Raw genomic sequence first — 14,490 nt, 5'->3', positions numbered from 1 at the left:
CGCGCCGTCCTCAGATCACGATCAGGTCGGCCTGCAAGGCGCCGGCCTGTTTCAGGGCTTCGAGGATCGCCATCAGGTCGCCGGGCGCTGCGCCCACCTGGTTCACCGCGCGGACGATTTCATCCAGCGTGGTGCCCGGGCCGAACTTGAACATCGGCTTGGCTTCCTGCTCGGCATTGACCCGCGAGCGTGGCACCACGGCGGTCTGGCCATTGGAGAAGGCGCCTGGCTGGCTGACGATCGGGTCTTCGGTAATGGTCACGGTCAGGCTGCCGTGGGTGACCGCCGCCGGCGACACCTTGACGTTCTGGCCGATGACGATGGTGCCGGTACGCGAGTTGATGATGACCTTGGCCACTGCCTGGCCTGGATCGATTTCGAGGTTTTCGAGGATCGACAGGTAATCCACGCGCTGGCTGGGGTCCATCGGCGCACTGACCCGCACCGAACCACCGTCCACGGCCTGGGCCACGCCTGGGCCAAGCAGGTCGTTGACCTTGTCGACGATGCGCTTGGCGGTGGTGAAGTCGGGGCGATTGAGGTTCAGGGTCAGGGTATTGCCCTGGTTGAAACCGCTCGGCACTGCACGCTCGACACTGGCACCACCCGGAATTCGACCCGCCGACGGCACGTTGACGGTGATCTTCGAGCCGTCACGGCCCTCGGCGTCGAAGCCGCCCACCACCAGGTTGCCCTGGGCGATGGCGTAGACATTGCCGTCGATACCCTTGAGCGGGGTCATCAGCAGGCTGCCGCCGCGCAGGCTCTTCGAGTTGCCGATCGAGGAAACGGTAATGTCCACCACCTGGCCAGGCTTGGCGAAGGCCGGCAGGTCGGCATGCACCGACACCGCCGCCACGTTCTTCAACTGCACGTTACCGGAGCCGGCCGGCACCTTGATGCCGAACTGCGACAGCATGTTGTTGAAGGTTTGCAGGGTGAACGGCGTCTGGGTGGTCTGGTCACCCGTGCCGTTCAGGCCCACTACCAAGCCGTAACCGATCAACTGGTTGGAACGCACGCCAGAGATGCTGGCGATGTCCTTCAGGCGCTCGGCGTGGGCCGCGAAGGCACAGGACAGGAGCAGGGTTGCGGCAATCAGCTGCCTCAGGTTGAACATGGTCATCCGTACTCAGAAAGGCCAAAGCGGGCTGATGAAGAAGCGGTCCAGCCACCCGGGCTGGCTGGCGTCGGCGAACGAGCCGGTACCCGAATAGGTGATGCGCGCGTCGGCCACACGGGTGGACGGCACGGTGTTGTCGGTGGCGATGTCGTCGGCGCGCACCATGCCTGCGATGCGCACCAGCTCTTCGCCGGTGTTCAGGGTCAGCCACTTCTCGCCGCGCACGGCGATGATGCCGTTGGGCAGCACTTCGGCCACGGTCACGGTGATCGAACCGGTCAGGGTGTTGCCCTGGGTGGCCTTGCTGTCGCCTTTGGTGGCACGCTCGCCGTTGTAGCCGGCCTCCAGCGACAGATCGCCACCGCCGAACGGGTTGTTGGTGTTCGGCGTGCTGCCAAACAGCGAGGTCAAGCCGATGTCGGCCTTGCTGTTTTTCTGGATCTGCGAACCTGCGTTCTTGCTGGCCGAGGTTTTCTCGTTGAGGGTGATGGTGATGATGTCACCCACCCGGAACGCCTTGCGGTCGCTGTACAGGTTCTGCTCGAAACCGGCCTGGTAGATCGAGCCGTTGTTGGCCGCTGCCGGCAATGGGGTGCGCGGCAACACCGGCGCGTAGTACGGGTCGTTGGGCTTGGGCGTCGGTGCGACGCAACCTGCCAGCAACACCGCCCCCCCCAGGGCGAAAACGGACAACAGACGATTCATGACGCTTACCTCACGGGTGCAACGGAGTGGCTGGGCTTAGAGCTGCTGGGTAACGAACGACAGCATCTGGTCGGCGGTGGAAATGACCTTGGAGTTCATTTCGTAGGCACGCTGGGTGGTGATCATGTTCACCAGCTCTTCCACGGTGCTGACGTTGGAGTTTTCCAGGGTCTGCTGCTGGGTGGTGCCGAAACCGTTCAGGCCTGGGGTGCCGACTTGCGGCGCACCACTGGCGGCGGTTTCCAGGAACAGGTTGTCGCCGATCGCCTGCAGGCCAGCTGGGTTGATGAAGTCGGCGGTCTGGATGTTGCCGATCACCTGTGCGGCCGGGTTGCCGGCGGTGGTGATCGACACGGTACCGTCCTGGCCGACGGTGAAGGTCTGCGCGTCGTTCGGCACCACGATGGCAGGCTCCAGGGCATAGCCGTTGGCGGTGACGATCTGGCCGTCGGAGTTCAGGTGGAAGGTACCGTCACGGGTGTACGACACGGTGCCGTCCGGCTGCAGGATCTGGAAGAAACCACGGCCGTTGACCGCCATGTCCAGCGGGTTCTCGGTGGTTTGCAGGCTGCCGGCGACGAAGCTTTTCTGGGTGCCGACAATGCGCACACCGGTACCGACCTGCAGGCCCGAAGGCAGCTCGCTGTCCTGGGTCGATTGCGCGCCAGGCTGACGCTTGATCTGGTACAGCAGGTCGGCGAACTCGGCGCGATCACGTTTGAAGCCGGTGGTCGAGACGCTGGCCAGGTTGTTGGAAATGACCGTCAGGTTGGTGTCCTGGGCGGACAAGCCGGTTTTAGCGACCCAAAGAGCCGGAAGCATGTAAGTTCTCCTCGTGCGCCTGTTTTACGGCACCCGTTCAAAAGTGATTAGCCGATTTGCAAAACCCGAGCCATGGCTTCATCGCCTTCTTTGGCCGTGTTCATCATCTTGACGTGCAGTTCGAACTGGCGAGACAGCGCCAGCACCGAGGTCATTTCCTCGACAGCATTGACGTTGCTGCCTTCCAGGAAGCCAGCCACCACCCGCACGTTGACGTCGGCATCGGCCGGCTGGCCGGAGGTGGTGTGAATCAGACCGTCCAGGCCCTTGGTCAGGCCTTTGGTGTCCGGGTTGACCAGCTTGATGCGGTCGACCTCGGCCATCACCCGCGGGTCTTCACCCATGGAGCGGATGCTGATGGTGCCGTCGGCGCCCACTTCCACTTTCTGCTCGGGTGGAATGGCGATTGGGCCACCGTTGCCGATCACCGGCATGCCATTGCCGGCACGCAGCACGCCGAGGGCATCGATGTTCAGGCTGCCGGTGCGCACATAGGCTTCGCTGCCGTCCGGTGCCTGCACGGCGATGAAGCCTTTGCCGGTCACCGCCACGTCGAGGTCGCGGCCGGTTTCAACCAGCGGGCCTTCACTGAAGTCGGTGGCCGGGCGCTCGGTCATGGCGAAGGCGCGCGCCGGAAAGCTGTCACCGAACACCGGCATCGAACGGGCCTGCTCCAGGTCACGCTGAAAACCGTTGGTGGAAATGTTCGCCAGGTTGTTGGCGTGGGCCTTCTGCGCCAGCGCGTTCTGGCTGGCACCGGTCATGGCCACATAAAGCAACTTGTCCACAGTATCTCCTCTGCGCGTCGCTGCCGCGCTGTCACTGGGCAGGTTCGAAGCAATAATCGAACCAAGTCTGAAAGCGCCTGTTTACGGGGGTTTCAGCGTGACGAGGGGCAAAAAACGTCAGTTTGTCGGCGGATGTTTGCCGCCTGCGGCAAGGGCATGCTCAAAAGGTGCGGCAAGCGGCGTTGTTGTAGGGGCCGGAATGGCGCACCCAACCTTCGCCCGGGTTGCTGGCCGAGCACATGAAGCGGCCGGTGGCCAGGCTTTGCCATTGGTAGAACGGGGCGGGAGCGGCCGAGAGCGGCAAGGCCATGGCCAGAAGGGCTGTGAGCAGTAGCCGTTTCATCGGCGTGAACCTCAAAAATCTGGGGCCGCTTTGCGGCCCCAATTGCACAACACCCAATCAACCAACAACCATCAGGTCATCTGGATGATGGTCTGCATGATGGTGCTTTCGGTGGAAATGGTCTTGGCGTTGGCCTGGTAGTTGCTCTGCGCCTTGATCAGGTTGACCAGTTCACCGGTCAGGTCGACGTTGGAGTCTTCCAGCGCGCCACCGGTAATCTGGCCCAAGGTGCCGGTGTCTGGGGCGCCGATCACCGGCACGCCCGAAGCATAGGACTCTTTCCAGCTGGTGCCGCCAATCGGGGTCAGGCCCTGCAGGTTGGCAAAGTTGGCGATGGCCACCTGGCCGATCACCTTGTCCTGGCCGTTGGTGAAGTTGGCGAACATGTTGCCGCTTTCATCGATGGTCAGGCCCGACAGCTCACCGGTGGCAAAGCCATCCTGGCTCTTGGCGGTAGTGGCGGAGGCGGCGTTGTACTGGGTGGTGCCAAGCATGTCCAGGTTGACCCCGGCGACGTTGGCGGTAGCACCGTTGGCACCCCATACACCGGCAGCGTTCTTCTGCGCCGGGATCCAGTTGCCGAGGGTAAAGGTCTTGTTGGCCGCGATGGTCAGGCCACCGGTTACCGGGCCGGCGGTCATGGCAGCAGTATCCAGGGTGCCGTCAGACTTGAACGGCAGCTTGTTGGCCAGCGGCGTGGTCGAAGTCGGGTCCGCCGGGTTGCGGCCGTCGATGGTGGTGTACATGGTCCAGGAGTTGCTGGCAGCATCTTTCACGAAGTACTGGTTCAGCTGGTGCGCGTTACCCTGGCTGTCGTACACGTCGGTATTGAACGTGTAGTTGTAGGTGCCGGTGTTGGTCGGGTCGAACGGCGTCTGGGTCGGCGCGGTGGCGGTGGAGTTGAGGTTGACGTTCTCGGAGATGCGCCCAGTCGGGTTCGGCGTCAGGTTCGAGGTGTCGATCTGCAGGTTGGTCAGCACACCCTGGATGATCTTGCCGTTGGCGTCCACCGCATAACCTTGCAGGTTGGCGCCCGACGAGCTGACCACGTAGCCGTCCTTGTCGCTGTAGAAGGCACCGGCACGGGTGTAGATTTTCGAGCCGTTGTCGTTCATCACGAAGAAGCCGTTGCCATCGATGGCCATGTCCAGCGCCTGGCCGGTGCCATTGATGTTGCCTGGGGTGAACAGCTGCGACACGGCGGCCGTCTTCACACCTGTACCCACCACGTTCTTGCCGGCACTGGTGCCGCGAATGGAGTTGGAATACTGGTCGGCGAACTCCGCGCGCGACGACTTGAAGCCGGTGGTGGCGACGTTGGCAATGTTGTTGCCGGTAACGTTCAGGGCCTTGTTCGCTGCATAGAGGCCGCTAAGGCCGATATTGAAAGACATGTGTAACTCCTGTCGTTTTGCTCAGGCCCTAGATGCCGATGCTTTGGATTTTGGAAAGTGCGACACTGCCCAGCCCAGCCAGGTTGAGTGTCATCTCCGAACCGTTGGTACCCATGGTCACACTGGTCACCGAGGCTGGCAGGTTGGTGGTCATGGCCGTGGCCTTGCCATCGATCGAAGCGGTGGCCTTGAAGGTGTAGGTACCCGCAGCCGCTACTTCGCCGTCATCGTTCTTGCCATCCCAGGTGAAGTCGATCTTGCCGGCTTTCTGAGTGCCCAGGTCGAGGGTGCGTACCAGTTTGTCGTCCTTGTCGTAGATGCCCACCGAGGTGGAGGTGCTGGACGACGTCAGGTTGACCGTGCCTTTCATATCCTTGCTGGTGTCGACCACGGCCTTGTCGGTCTGGACAATCACATTGCGCCCGACCAGCGATGAAGCCTGCAGTGCTTGGGAGGATTGCAGCCCTGCCGCGATGTAGGTCACCGAATCATTGAGCGACTGCATGCTCTCGAGGCTGCTGAACTGTGCCAGCTGCGCCACGAACTCGCCGTTTTCCTGCGGGTCGAGCGGGTTCTGGTTCTTCATCTGGGTAACCAGCAACTGCAGGAAGGCATCCTTGCCCAGTGCGCTGCCGGCAGCGCCGGTGCTGCTGTCGTTCTTCGACGTCTGCTTCTGCAGCGAGGTCAGGTACGCACTGCTGACGTCAGAGGTGGAATTGGTAGTGGTCATGTCGGCTTCCTATCACTGCCCCAGGGTCAGGACTTTCTGCATCATGCTCTTGGCCGTGTTCATAAGCTCGGCGTTGGTCTGGAAGGCGCGGCTGGCAGAGATCATGTCAGCCATCTCTTCGACCACATTGACGTTCGGGTAGTAGACGTAGCCGTCCTTGTTCGCCGCTGGGTGGTTTGGCTCGTAGCGCGCCTCAAGGGTGCTCTGGTCTTCGACGATGCCTTTTACCTGCACGCCCTGCCCCGCTTCGCCCTGGTCTTCGAACAGCGACTGGCTGCTGCCGGCCTGTGCGTTCTGGAAGGTGGTGGCGAACACCGGATGGCGGGCGCGGTAGGTCTGGTCGATGCTCGAAGACACGGTCTCAGCGTTGGCGATGTTGGAGGCCACGGTGTTCAGGCGCGTGTTCTGCGCGCTCATGCCGCTACCGGCAATGTTGAAGACACTGGAAAGGGACATGGTCATTCTCCCCGCAGGGCGGAAACCAGCCCTTTGAATTTACTGTTGAGCAAGGTGAAGCTGGCCTGGAAGCCAATGGCGTTTTCGGTGTAGTTCGATTGCTCGATCTGCGCGTCCACGGTGTTCTGGTCGATCGACGGCTGCAGCGGCGTGCGGTACTTGAGGGTTTCATCCGCCATGGCCAGGCCATCGGCCTCGATGTGCCGGCTGTTGGTACGCTCAAGGCTGAAACGGCCGCCGCTCTGCTGCTTGTCGCTTTCAGCGGCGAGCACCGAGGCGAAGTCCATGTCACGTGCTTTGTAGTTGGGCGTATCGGCGTTGGCGATGTTGTTGGCCAGCACTTCGGCGCGCTGGGCGCGGAAGCCCAGGGCCTTTTCGTGAATACCAAGCGCCTTGTCGAAGCTGATGCTCATGTCGGGGAAACCTTCGGAGGTTGACCGGAATTTCGTTGAGCAAGGTGTAGCAAGGGCTGTGCCAACCCAGGAAAAGCCCACAGATACGGGGCTGCGATGCAAGGTGCTGTCAAGGTGATGCCAGAAAAGCGGCAAAGGCCTTCCGCCCTGAGCGGCGAAAGCGGCAATTGCCGGGCGGCAAAAGCGGCAAAACAAAAAATTGACGTCAAACCATCGAGACCACATAGACCGCTGTAGGAGCAGCCTTGTGCTGCGAAGAGGCCGGTGCAAGCACAGTTAATCTACTGTTTGCTCACCGGCCTCTTCGCAGCACAAGGCTGCTCCTACAAAGGCCCTATTTGGCCTGGTAGATGATGCCCGGGCTGCACTGCACCATCTGGTAATGGTCCGGCAAGCCGTTCAGCGCTTCCGAGGCGCCGAGGAACAGGTAGCCACCCGGCTTCAGGGTGCTGTGAATGCGCAGCAAGATGTCCCGCTTCACCTGCGCCGAGAAGTAGATCAGCACGTTGCGGCAGAACACGATGTCGAACTTGCCCAGGCTGGCATAGCTGTCCAGCAGGTTGAACGAGCGGAACTCGACGCGGCTGCGAATTGCCGGCTTGACCGCCCAACGCCCCGGCCCCTTGGGGTCGAAATAACGCTGCAGGCGCTCCTGGGACAAACCACGGGCGATCGCCAGGCTGTCGTACTCACCGGTCTTGCAGTTGTTCAACATAGTGCCCGACAGGTCGGTGGCAACGATCTGCGCGCCCATCTTCAGCTGGCCGAGGTTGCTGCGCTCGAACTCGTCGATGGCCATGGAGATGGAGTACGGCTCCTGCCCCGACGAACAGGCCGCCGACCACATGCGCAGGCGCTGGCCGGGGTTGTTGCGGATGAACTCGGGGATGACCTTGTTCTTCAGCACCTCGAACGGGTAGGTATCGCGAAACCACAGGGTCTCGTTGGTGGTCATGGCATCGACCACCTGCTCGCGCAAACCGCCGCGCGGCTGGGCCTGGATGCGCTGCACCAGCTCACCCAGGCTCTTGATGCCCTGTTGCTCCATCAGCTTGTTGAGACGGCTGGAAACCAGGTACTGCTTATTCTCGCCCAACAGGATGCCACAGGCTTTCTCCAGGAAGACCCGGAACTGTTCGAAATCCAAATTACCCGTAGACACTACTGCCGCCTCTTTTCAATCACTGGTGCCGGGGCACGCCCCGGCTGCTTCATTGCGCTGCCTTGATCCGGTCGACCACCCGCTGGGCCAGGTCGTCCGGCTTGAACTTGGCCAGGAAGTCATCGGCGCCGACCTTCTTGACCATTGCCTGGTTGAACACCCCGGAAAGCGAAGTATGCAGGCAGATGTGCAATTTTTGCATACGCGGGTCGCTGCGGATCTCCGCCGTGAGCGTGTAGCCGTCCATTTCCGGCATTTCAATGTCCGAGATCATCATCAAGAACTCTTCTTCCGGCTTTTTGCCCTCGTCCACCAGCTGGCGCAGGTAGTTCAGGGCCTGGCGGCCATCGTTGAGCGCCACCACTTCGACACCTACGGTCTGCAGGCAACGGCTGACCTGCTTGCGCGCCACCGACGAGTCGTCGACGGTCAGCACCCGCATCAGCACGGCCTTGTCCTGCACCTCGGCATCGATCACCCCGGCCGATACCGACTCGGACGACGGCGACACTTCGGCCAGCACCTTTTCCACGTCGATGATCTCGACCATGCGGTTGTCCACCCGGGTGACCGCGGTCAGGTAGTGGTCACGGCCGGTACCCTTGGGTGGCGGATGGATTTCTTCCCAGTTCATGTTGACGATGCGCTCCACCGAATGCACCAGGAAGCCCTGGGTCTTGGTGTTGTACTCGGTGATGATCACGAAGCTATTGCGCGTGTCTTCCTGCAGCGGTCGCAACCCGGTCGCCATCGACAAGTCGAGGATCGGGATGGTCGCCCCGCGAATATTGGCAACGCCACGCACCACCGGGTGCGCCTTGGGCAGCAGGGTCAGTGCAGGGCATTGCAGCACTTCCCTGACCTTGAATACGTTGATGCCGTAAAGCTGTTCGCCATTGAGGCGGAACAGCAGCAATTCCAGGCGATTCTGCCCCACCAGCTGCGTGCGCTGGTTGACCGAATCCATAACACCCGCCATGCCAGACTCCTTCTATTTCAGCCTTTCGTTGCAACTCAGGTAGCGAGTCGGCACGGGCTTTGCTTTTTTGAGCGTCATGCACACGAAAACGACATTTTTCCGACGATTGACGCGCCTGCTGACTGGCTCGCTGGCCACGCTGTGCCTGCTGGTGCCCGGCGTTCGCACGGTAGCGGACGCGTTTACCTTGCCTGAACAGCTTATCGGTGTCACCCAAGGGTTTCTTGAATTCACCGTCGAAGATTACCTGGCCACCACCCAGACCGCCGGCCGCTATGAAATCCAGGTCAACCCGCTGGACCCGCGTCTGCGCATGCCGCTGTGCAGCCAGCAGCTGGACGCCTCGCTGGAAAGCCCCGCCCAGCCGCTGGGCCGGGTGACGGTGCGGGTGCGCTGTGACGGCGCGGCGCCGTGGACGGTGTTTGTCCCCGCCACCGTGCGGCTGTTCCGCGACGTGGTGGTGGTAACCCGCCCGCTCAAACGCGACAACACGGTAGGCGAAGGTGACGTGGCCCTGCGCGAGCGGGATGTCGGCACCTTGGGCCAGGGCTTTCTGACCGAGCTGGATCAGGCGGTGGGCATGAAGATGCTGCGACCCACGGTGATCGACCAGGTGCTCACCCCACAACACCTGGAACAGGCCGAGGTGGTACGCAAGGGTGACCAGGTGGTGATCATTGCCCGCAGTGGCAGCCTGAGCGTGCGCATGCCGGGCGAAGCCCTGAGCAAGGGCGGCCTGAGCGAGCAGATACGGGTGCGCAACCTCAATTCCAAACGGGTGGTCAAGGCCAGGGTGACCGGCCCCGGCCAAGTCGAGGTCAGTATGTAGGCCAGCCACCAGATTGCGCTGGCAGAGAGGAACCGCTTTTCCTAAACTGTGTCAGAAAACGGGTTCGCGAGCTTGCTGACAGGCGGCAATGCATTTGTGCCTAAAGTTTCTATCGGGTTGGCCGAAAACAAGGCAAGCGTCCAAATACCCAGAGGTTTCTGATCATGGTCATCGACTTCAGTCGTGTGAATAACTCTCCGTCCGTCACGGGCGGCGTGCGCGGCAACAGCGCGCCCGGTAGCGCCGAAAAACCGGCAGCCAGCCAGGAAGCGGCAAGTGCCACCAGCACCAGCGGAGAAGCGGTACACCTCAGCCAAGAGGCACAGCAGTTGCAGAAGATCAGCGACAAGCTGCGCGACGAGCCGGTGGTCAACAGCGCCCGTGTGGCCCAGTTGAAACAGGCGATCGCCGACGGCAGCTACCAGGTCGATGCCGGCCGGGTCGCCAGCAAACTGCTCGATTTCGAAGCCCAGCGCTGACCGTACGGCGCGCTGACTTCACGGACGCTAGAAAAGCCAAGAGTTAGCCATGCACGACACCACCTTGCTGCAATTGATCGAAGATGACATTGCCCCGATGCAGGAACTGCTCGACCTTCTGCACAAGGAGGCGATCGCCCTGCATGGCCGCGACATGCCGTTGCTGGAGCAAATCCTGGCGCGCAAACAGTCGTTGATCATCTTGCTCGAGCAGCATGGCCAGCGCCGCAGCCAGTTGCTCGGCAGCCTGGGCCTGAGTGCCGATCGCGCAGGCGTGCAAGCGGTGGCCGCGCAGTCGCCGCAAGGTGATGTGATGCTGCAGCGGCTCGACATGCTGTCGCAACTGATGGACGACTGCCAACAGGTCAACCAGACCAATGGCCGGATCATCCAGGTGCAGCAACACGTCACCAACAACCAGATCCGCATCCTCATGGGCGGTGATTCGCCTTCGCTCTACGACAGCCGTGGAAGCACCTCGCCGCTGGCCAAGCCGCGGGCCCTCAGCCAAGTGTGATTTTTCTATCAAGGCACGGAACATACTGGCAAAATGCCGTTACTTGCGTGTGTCGCTTTTGCCTGGAGAACGATAAGCCGTGTTCAATGAATCCGATGCCCCGCAACCACCAAAGGTGCTGAGCACCCCCTTGGAGATTGCGGCCAACTTGCGGCAGCTGCAGGAAAGCCACGACCCCCTGATCATCACCTTCCACGACCGCAGCCAGCGCTTCCAGAGCTACGTGGTACACGTGGACCGTGAAAGCAACACCCTGGCACTGGACGAGATGATTCCCCGTGACGGCGAGAAGTTCATCGAGAACGGCGAGCACTTCCGCGTCGAGGGCTTCCACGATGGCGTGCGTATCGCCTGGGAATGCGACCACGCGCTGAAAATCAGCGAAGTCGACGGCCACCGCTGCTACAGCGGCGCCCTGCCGCAAGAGATGACCTATCACCAGCGCCGCAACGCCTTCCGCGCCGCATTGAAGCTGTCGCAGCTGGTCGACATCATCCTCGATGGCGCCCACCTCAAGGGCAACGGCGCCCTGCGCGGCAAACTGCTGGACATCTCGGCCACCGGTTGCAAACTGCGTTTCGATGGCAATGTCGAAGACCGCCTGCAACTGGGCCAGGTGTATGAGCGCTTCAAGGCGGGCAACCCGCTAGGCCTGGTGGACACCATGGTCGAACTGCGTCACCTGCACTATGAAGAGCGCATCAACACCACCTTTGCTGGTGTGCGCTTCCATAACCTGAGCGGGCAGGCACAGCGCAAGATCGAGAGCTTCGTGTACCAACTGCAGCGTGAGGCGCGCCGGTTCGATAAAGACGACTATTGATCGTCGGTTGAATGCAAAAACGCCACCTGTCGAGGTGGCGTTTTCATTTGTGTTCTTTCAGTACCGGCCTCTTCGCGGGCTCGCCCGCTCCCACAGGGATAGCGTCAAACCTGAACCTGTGGGCGCGGGCAAGCCCGCGAAAGGGCCAGTACAGGCTTACACCGACTTGCTGACCTCTTCCGGCTCAGCGGCCTGTGGCTCATCACCCTTGCCTTCATCCTCGGTATCCTCCGCCGCCACCGGCGCCTGCATCACGTCCTGCACGGTCTGCTCATCCACCCGTGGGTCCAACGCTGCCGACAATGGCGAACCGGCGGCCGGCATCGCCACGTGGCCCAGCGGTGCGTCCTGCACCTGATGCAGCCCGGTAACCGCTTTCGGTCGAATGCGCCACACCAGCACCAAGGCAAAGAACACAAAGAACGCATACAGCATCTGTGCGCCCAGCACCTTCATCAGCACGCCTGCCGCCAACGGCCCGATGCACGCGCCCACGCCGTAGGTCACCAGCAGCATGGCCGTCAGCGACACCCGCCGCTCGCTTTCCACATGGTCGTTGGAAAACGCCACCGCCAGCGGGTACAGGCAGAACTGCAGCAACGAAATCAGGAAGCCGATACCGAATAGCAACTCCAGCGGCACACTGGGCAAAATCGCCAAAGGCGCAGCGGCCAGCGCCAGGCCTATCGCCACACTGCGGATCAGCACCGCCCGGTCGTAACGGTCAGAAAGCCAACCCAGCGGCCACTGCACCAGCAGGCCGGCGAAGATGCAGCTACCCATGAACAAGCCGATCTGCTCGGTCGTCATCCCCTGGCTGGAGGCATACAACGGCGCCAAGCCGTAGAACGAGCCGACGATCAACCCCGAACCGAGTACCGTGCTGAGCGACTGCGGTACGCGCTTGATGAAGAACTTCGGCTCCATCGGTGCCGGGCGCAAGGGCGCGGGGTGAATGCGCCGGGTCATCGCCACCGGCACCAGGCAAAGGGCAAAGCACATCGCCACCAGCATCAGCAGCTCAGGGCCGAGCTGCGGGTGCACCACCAGAATCAGCTGGCCCAGCACCAACCCCAGGTACGAGGCAATCATGTAGCCGCTGAACACCGCGCCACGGTGCTTCACATCGGCCTGCTCGTTGAGCCAGCTCTCGATGACCATGTACTGGCACATCATCCCCAGGCCGACAATCATGCGCAGCCCGACCCAGGCCGGCAGCCAGCTCGTCAGGCCATGGCCGAGCACTGCCGCGCCGACGATACCGGCGCAGGTGGCATAGGCACGTATGTGCCCTACTCGGCCGATCAGCCGGTGGCCGACCTTGCCGCCCACCGCCAGACCAAAGTAGTTGGCCGCCATCAACGCACCCACCCACAGGCTGTCGACATGGTCGGCTGCCAGGCGCAGGGCCAGGTAGGTGCTGAGCAGGCCCGAGCCGATCAACATCATCAGCGCGGCGAAATACAACGACTGAAACGGCTTCCATACATTTCGCATACGTCCCGTGGAGCTCCCTGGTCAGGTGGCGGTTGGGTGCTAGAAGCATAAGGGCAAAAACCGCCTGGCGCAGGCCCCCGTCAGCGAATTGTCACCGCGGGGGCGTGTCCGGTGCAGGTCATGTCGCGATCAGGCCTGTGCAGCCAGCACCCGGCGCTCCCACGGGGTAATCTCGTCGAAGAAATCGGTCAGTTCAAGGGTCTTGCTGGCGATGTAGCCTTCGATGAATTCGCTGCCGAACAGTTCCCGCGCCAGCGCACTGCGCTTGAGCCGTTCAAGCGCCGCGTGCAGCGTGCATGGCAGGCTCAGGTGCTCGGGCACTTCGAATTCGCCCTGGATCGCCGGCGCAGACTGCAGGCGCTGCTCGATGCCATGCAGCCCGGCGGCCAGGCTGGCGGCGATGGCCAGGTACGGGTTGGCATCGGCGCCGGGCAGGCGGTTTTCCACGCGCCGCGCCACCGGCGCACTGGCCGGGATGCGCAGGCCGGCAGCGCGGTTGTCTTCGGACCAGCAGGCGTTGTTCGGCGAGGCATAGGGGTGACACAGGCGCTGGTAGGAGTTGACGTTGGGCGCGAACAGCGCGGTGAAGTCGGCCATGCACGCCTGCAAGCCGCCGATGAAGTGATGGAAGGTGTCGGTTGGCAGGCCTTGCTCGTCACTGAACACGTTACGCCCGCTGCTGGCCTCGACCAGGCTCTGGTGAATGTGCATGGAGCTGCCGGGCGTGCGCGCCAGCGGCTTGGCCATGCACACCACGGTCAGGCCGTGCTTGAGCGCCACTTCCTTGAGCAGGTGCTTGAACAGGAACGTCTGGTCGGCCAGCAGCAGCGGGTCGCCATGCAGCAGGTTGATCTCGAACTGGCTGACACCCATTTCGTGCATGAAGGTGTCGCGTGGCAGGCCGAGCGCGGCCATGCACTGGTACACCTCCTTGAAGAACGGGCGCAGGCCATTGTTGGAGCTGACACTGAACGCTGAATGGCCCAGCTCGCGGCGGCCATCGTTGCCGATTGGCGGCAGGAACGGCTGCTGTGGGTCGGTGTTGGGGGCGAAGACGAAGAATTCGAGTTCGGTCGCCACCACGGGCGCCAGGCCCAATGCCGCGTAACGGGCGATCACGGCCTTTAGCTGGCCCCGCGTGGACAATGCCGAGGGCCGACCATCCAGCTCGTTGGCATCGCAGATGGCCAAGGCGCGGCCGTCGTCGCTCCAGGGCAAGCGGTGGACCTGACCGGGAGCGGCCACCAACGCCAGGTCGCCGTCGTCGCTGCCATAGAATTTCGCCGGTGGGTAGCCGCCCATGATGCATTGCAGCAACACCCCACGAGCCATCTGCAGGCGACGGCCTTCGAGGAAGCCTTCGGCGGTCATCACCTTGCCGCGCGGGACGCCGTTGAGGTCGGGGGTGACGCATTCGATTTCATCGATGC

General features: G+C 62.3%; 17 protein-coding genes. 4 read left to right on the top strand and 13 right to left on the bottom strand.

Annotated features, from left to right (window positions below; translation table 11 throughout):
• Positions 1 to 10: 10 nt before the first annotated feature.
• From ACNFBR_RS23600 to ACNFBR_RS23550, 11 genes are all read right to left on the bottom strand, one after another.
• Entirely contained in the window at positions 11 to 1,120 is a 1,110-nt protein-coding gene (locus ACNFBR_RS23600) for a flagellar basal body P-ring protein FlgI (protein ID WP_416737029.1), read from the bottom strand.
• A 12-nt stretch (positions 1,121 to 1,132) separates the two neighbouring features.
• Positions 1,133 to 1,828: a flagellar basal body L-ring protein FlgH gene (gene flgH, locus ACNFBR_RS23595; protein WP_012273524.1), complete on the bottom strand. Its 696-nt coding sequence runs from the start codon at positions 1,826 to 1,828 to the stop codon at positions 1,133 to 1,135.
• Positions 1,829 to 1,864: 36 nt separating this feature from the next.
• Positions 1,865 to 2,650 (bottom strand): flagellar basal-body rod protein FlgG, encoded by a 786-nt coding sequence (gene flgG / locus ACNFBR_RS23590; protein WP_416737028.1) that lies wholly within the window; start codon positions 2,648 to 2,650, stop codon positions 1,865 to 1,867.
• A gap of 47 nt (positions 2,651 to 2,697) precedes the next feature.
• Positions 2,698 to 3,438 carry a flagellar basal-body rod protein FlgF gene (gene flgF, locus ACNFBR_RS23585; RefSeq protein WP_010955101.1) on the bottom strand — a complete coding sequence of 247 codons (741 nt, stop codon included), beginning with the start codon at positions 3,436 to 3,438 and terminating at the stop codon, positions 2,698 to 2,700.
• Positions 3,439 to 3,598: 160 nt separating this feature from the next.
• Positions 3,599 to 3,781 (bottom strand): hypothetical protein, encoded by a 183-nt coding sequence (locus ACNFBR_RS23580; RefSeq protein WP_416737027.1) that lies wholly within the window; start codon positions 3,779 to 3,781, stop codon positions 3,599 to 3,601.
• A gap of 71 nt (positions 3,782 to 3,852) precedes the next feature.
• A complete protein-coding gene (gene flgE / locus ACNFBR_RS23575; RefSeq protein WP_416737026.1) occupies positions 3,853 to 5,175 on the bottom strand; it encodes a flagellar hook protein FlgE in 1,323 nt (440 codons plus the stop codon).
• Between the two features lie 28 nt (positions 5,176 to 5,203).
• A complete protein-coding gene (gene flgD / locus ACNFBR_RS23570) occupies positions 5,204 to 5,905 on the bottom strand; it encodes a flagellar hook assembly protein FlgD (protein ID WP_416737025.1) in 702 nt (233 codons plus the stop codon).
• Positions 5,906 to 5,917: 12 nt separating this feature from the next.
• Positions 5,918 to 6,361, bottom strand: a complete 444-nt coding sequence (gene flgC / locus ACNFBR_RS23565) for a flagellar basal body rod protein FlgC (RefSeq protein WP_012051596.1) — start codon at positions 6,359 to 6,361, stop codon at positions 5,918 to 5,920.
• A 2-nt stretch (positions 6,362 to 6,363) separates the two neighbouring features.
• On the bottom strand, positions 6,364 to 6,774 hold the full coding sequence (gene flgB / locus ACNFBR_RS23560) for a flagellar basal body rod protein FlgB (protein ID WP_069942257.1): 411 nt from the start codon (positions 6,772 to 6,774) through the stop codon (positions 6,364 to 6,366).
• A 334-nt stretch (positions 6,775 to 7,108) separates the two neighbouring features.
• On the bottom strand, positions 7,109 to 7,936 hold the full coding sequence (cheR, locus tag ACNFBR_RS23555) for a protein-glutamate O-methyltransferase CheR (RefSeq protein ID WP_012273532.1): 828 nt from the start codon (positions 7,934 to 7,936) through the stop codon (positions 7,109 to 7,111).
• A 49-nt stretch (positions 7,937 to 7,985) separates the two neighbouring features.
• On the bottom strand, positions 7,986 to 8,915 hold the full coding sequence (locus tag ACNFBR_RS23550) for a chemotaxis protein CheV (protein WP_416737024.1): 930 nt from the start codon (positions 8,913 to 8,915) through the stop codon (positions 7,986 to 7,988).
• Between the two features lie 76 nt (positions 8,916 to 8,991).
• Here ACNFBR_RS23550 and flgA point away from each other — a divergent pair, with 76 nt between their 5' ends.
• The 4 genes from flgA to ACNFBR_RS23530 all read left to right on the top strand — a co-directional run bounded on the left by flgA (position 8,992) and on the right by ACNFBR_RS23530 (position 11,563).
• Positions 8,992 to 9,744 carry a flagellar basal body P-ring formation chaperone FlgA gene (gene flgA, locus ACNFBR_RS23545; protein WP_012273534.1) on the top strand — a complete coding sequence of 251 codons (753 nt, stop codon included), beginning with the start codon at positions 8,992 to 8,994 and terminating at the stop codon, positions 9,742 to 9,744.
• Positions 9,745 to 9,908: 164 nt separating this feature from the next.
• A complete protein-coding gene (flgM, locus tag ACNFBR_RS23540) occupies positions 9,909 to 10,223 on the top strand; it encodes a flagellar biosynthesis anti-sigma factor FlgM (protein WP_416737023.1) in 315 nt (104 codons plus the stop codon).
• Between the two features lie 49 nt (positions 10,224 to 10,272).
• Complete coding sequence (locus ACNFBR_RS23535) at positions 10,273 to 10,740, top strand: flagella synthesis protein FlgN (protein WP_416737022.1); 468 nt, start codon at positions 10,273 to 10,275, stop codon at positions 10,738 to 10,740.
• A gap of 79 nt (positions 10,741 to 10,819) precedes the next feature.
• Complete coding sequence (locus ACNFBR_RS23530) at positions 10,820 to 11,563, top strand: flagellar brake protein (protein WP_416737021.1); 744 nt, start codon at positions 10,820 to 10,822, stop codon at positions 11,561 to 11,563.
• Positions 11,564 to 11,719: 156 nt separating this feature from the next.
• Here the strand turns inward: ACNFBR_RS23530 and ACNFBR_RS23525 are convergent, their stop codons facing one another.
• Positions 11,720 to 13,060 carry an MFS transporter gene (locus ACNFBR_RS23525; RefSeq protein WP_416737020.1) on the bottom strand — a complete coding sequence of 447 codons (1,341 nt, stop codon included), beginning with the start codon at positions 13,058 to 13,060 and terminating at the stop codon, positions 11,720 to 11,722.
• A 129-nt stretch (positions 13,061 to 13,189) separates the two neighbouring features.
• Positions 13,190 to 14,431 (bottom strand): glutamine synthetase family protein, encoded by a 1,242-nt coding sequence (locus ACNFBR_RS23520; RefSeq protein ID WP_416737079.1) that lies wholly within the window; start codon positions 14,429 to 14,431, stop codon positions 13,190 to 13,192.
• Between the last annotated feature and the right edge of the window lie 59 nt (positions 14,432 to 14,490).

The sequence above is a fragment of the Pseudomonas sp. NY11955 genome (genome assembly GCF_048068035.1).
Taxonomy (GTDB): domain Bacteria; phylum Pseudomonadota; class Gammaproteobacteria; order Pseudomonadales; family Pseudomonadaceae; genus Aquipseudomonas.
Note: the sequence above shows the minus strand (reverse complement) of the source record. Positions and strands in the feature narration are given on the sequence as shown.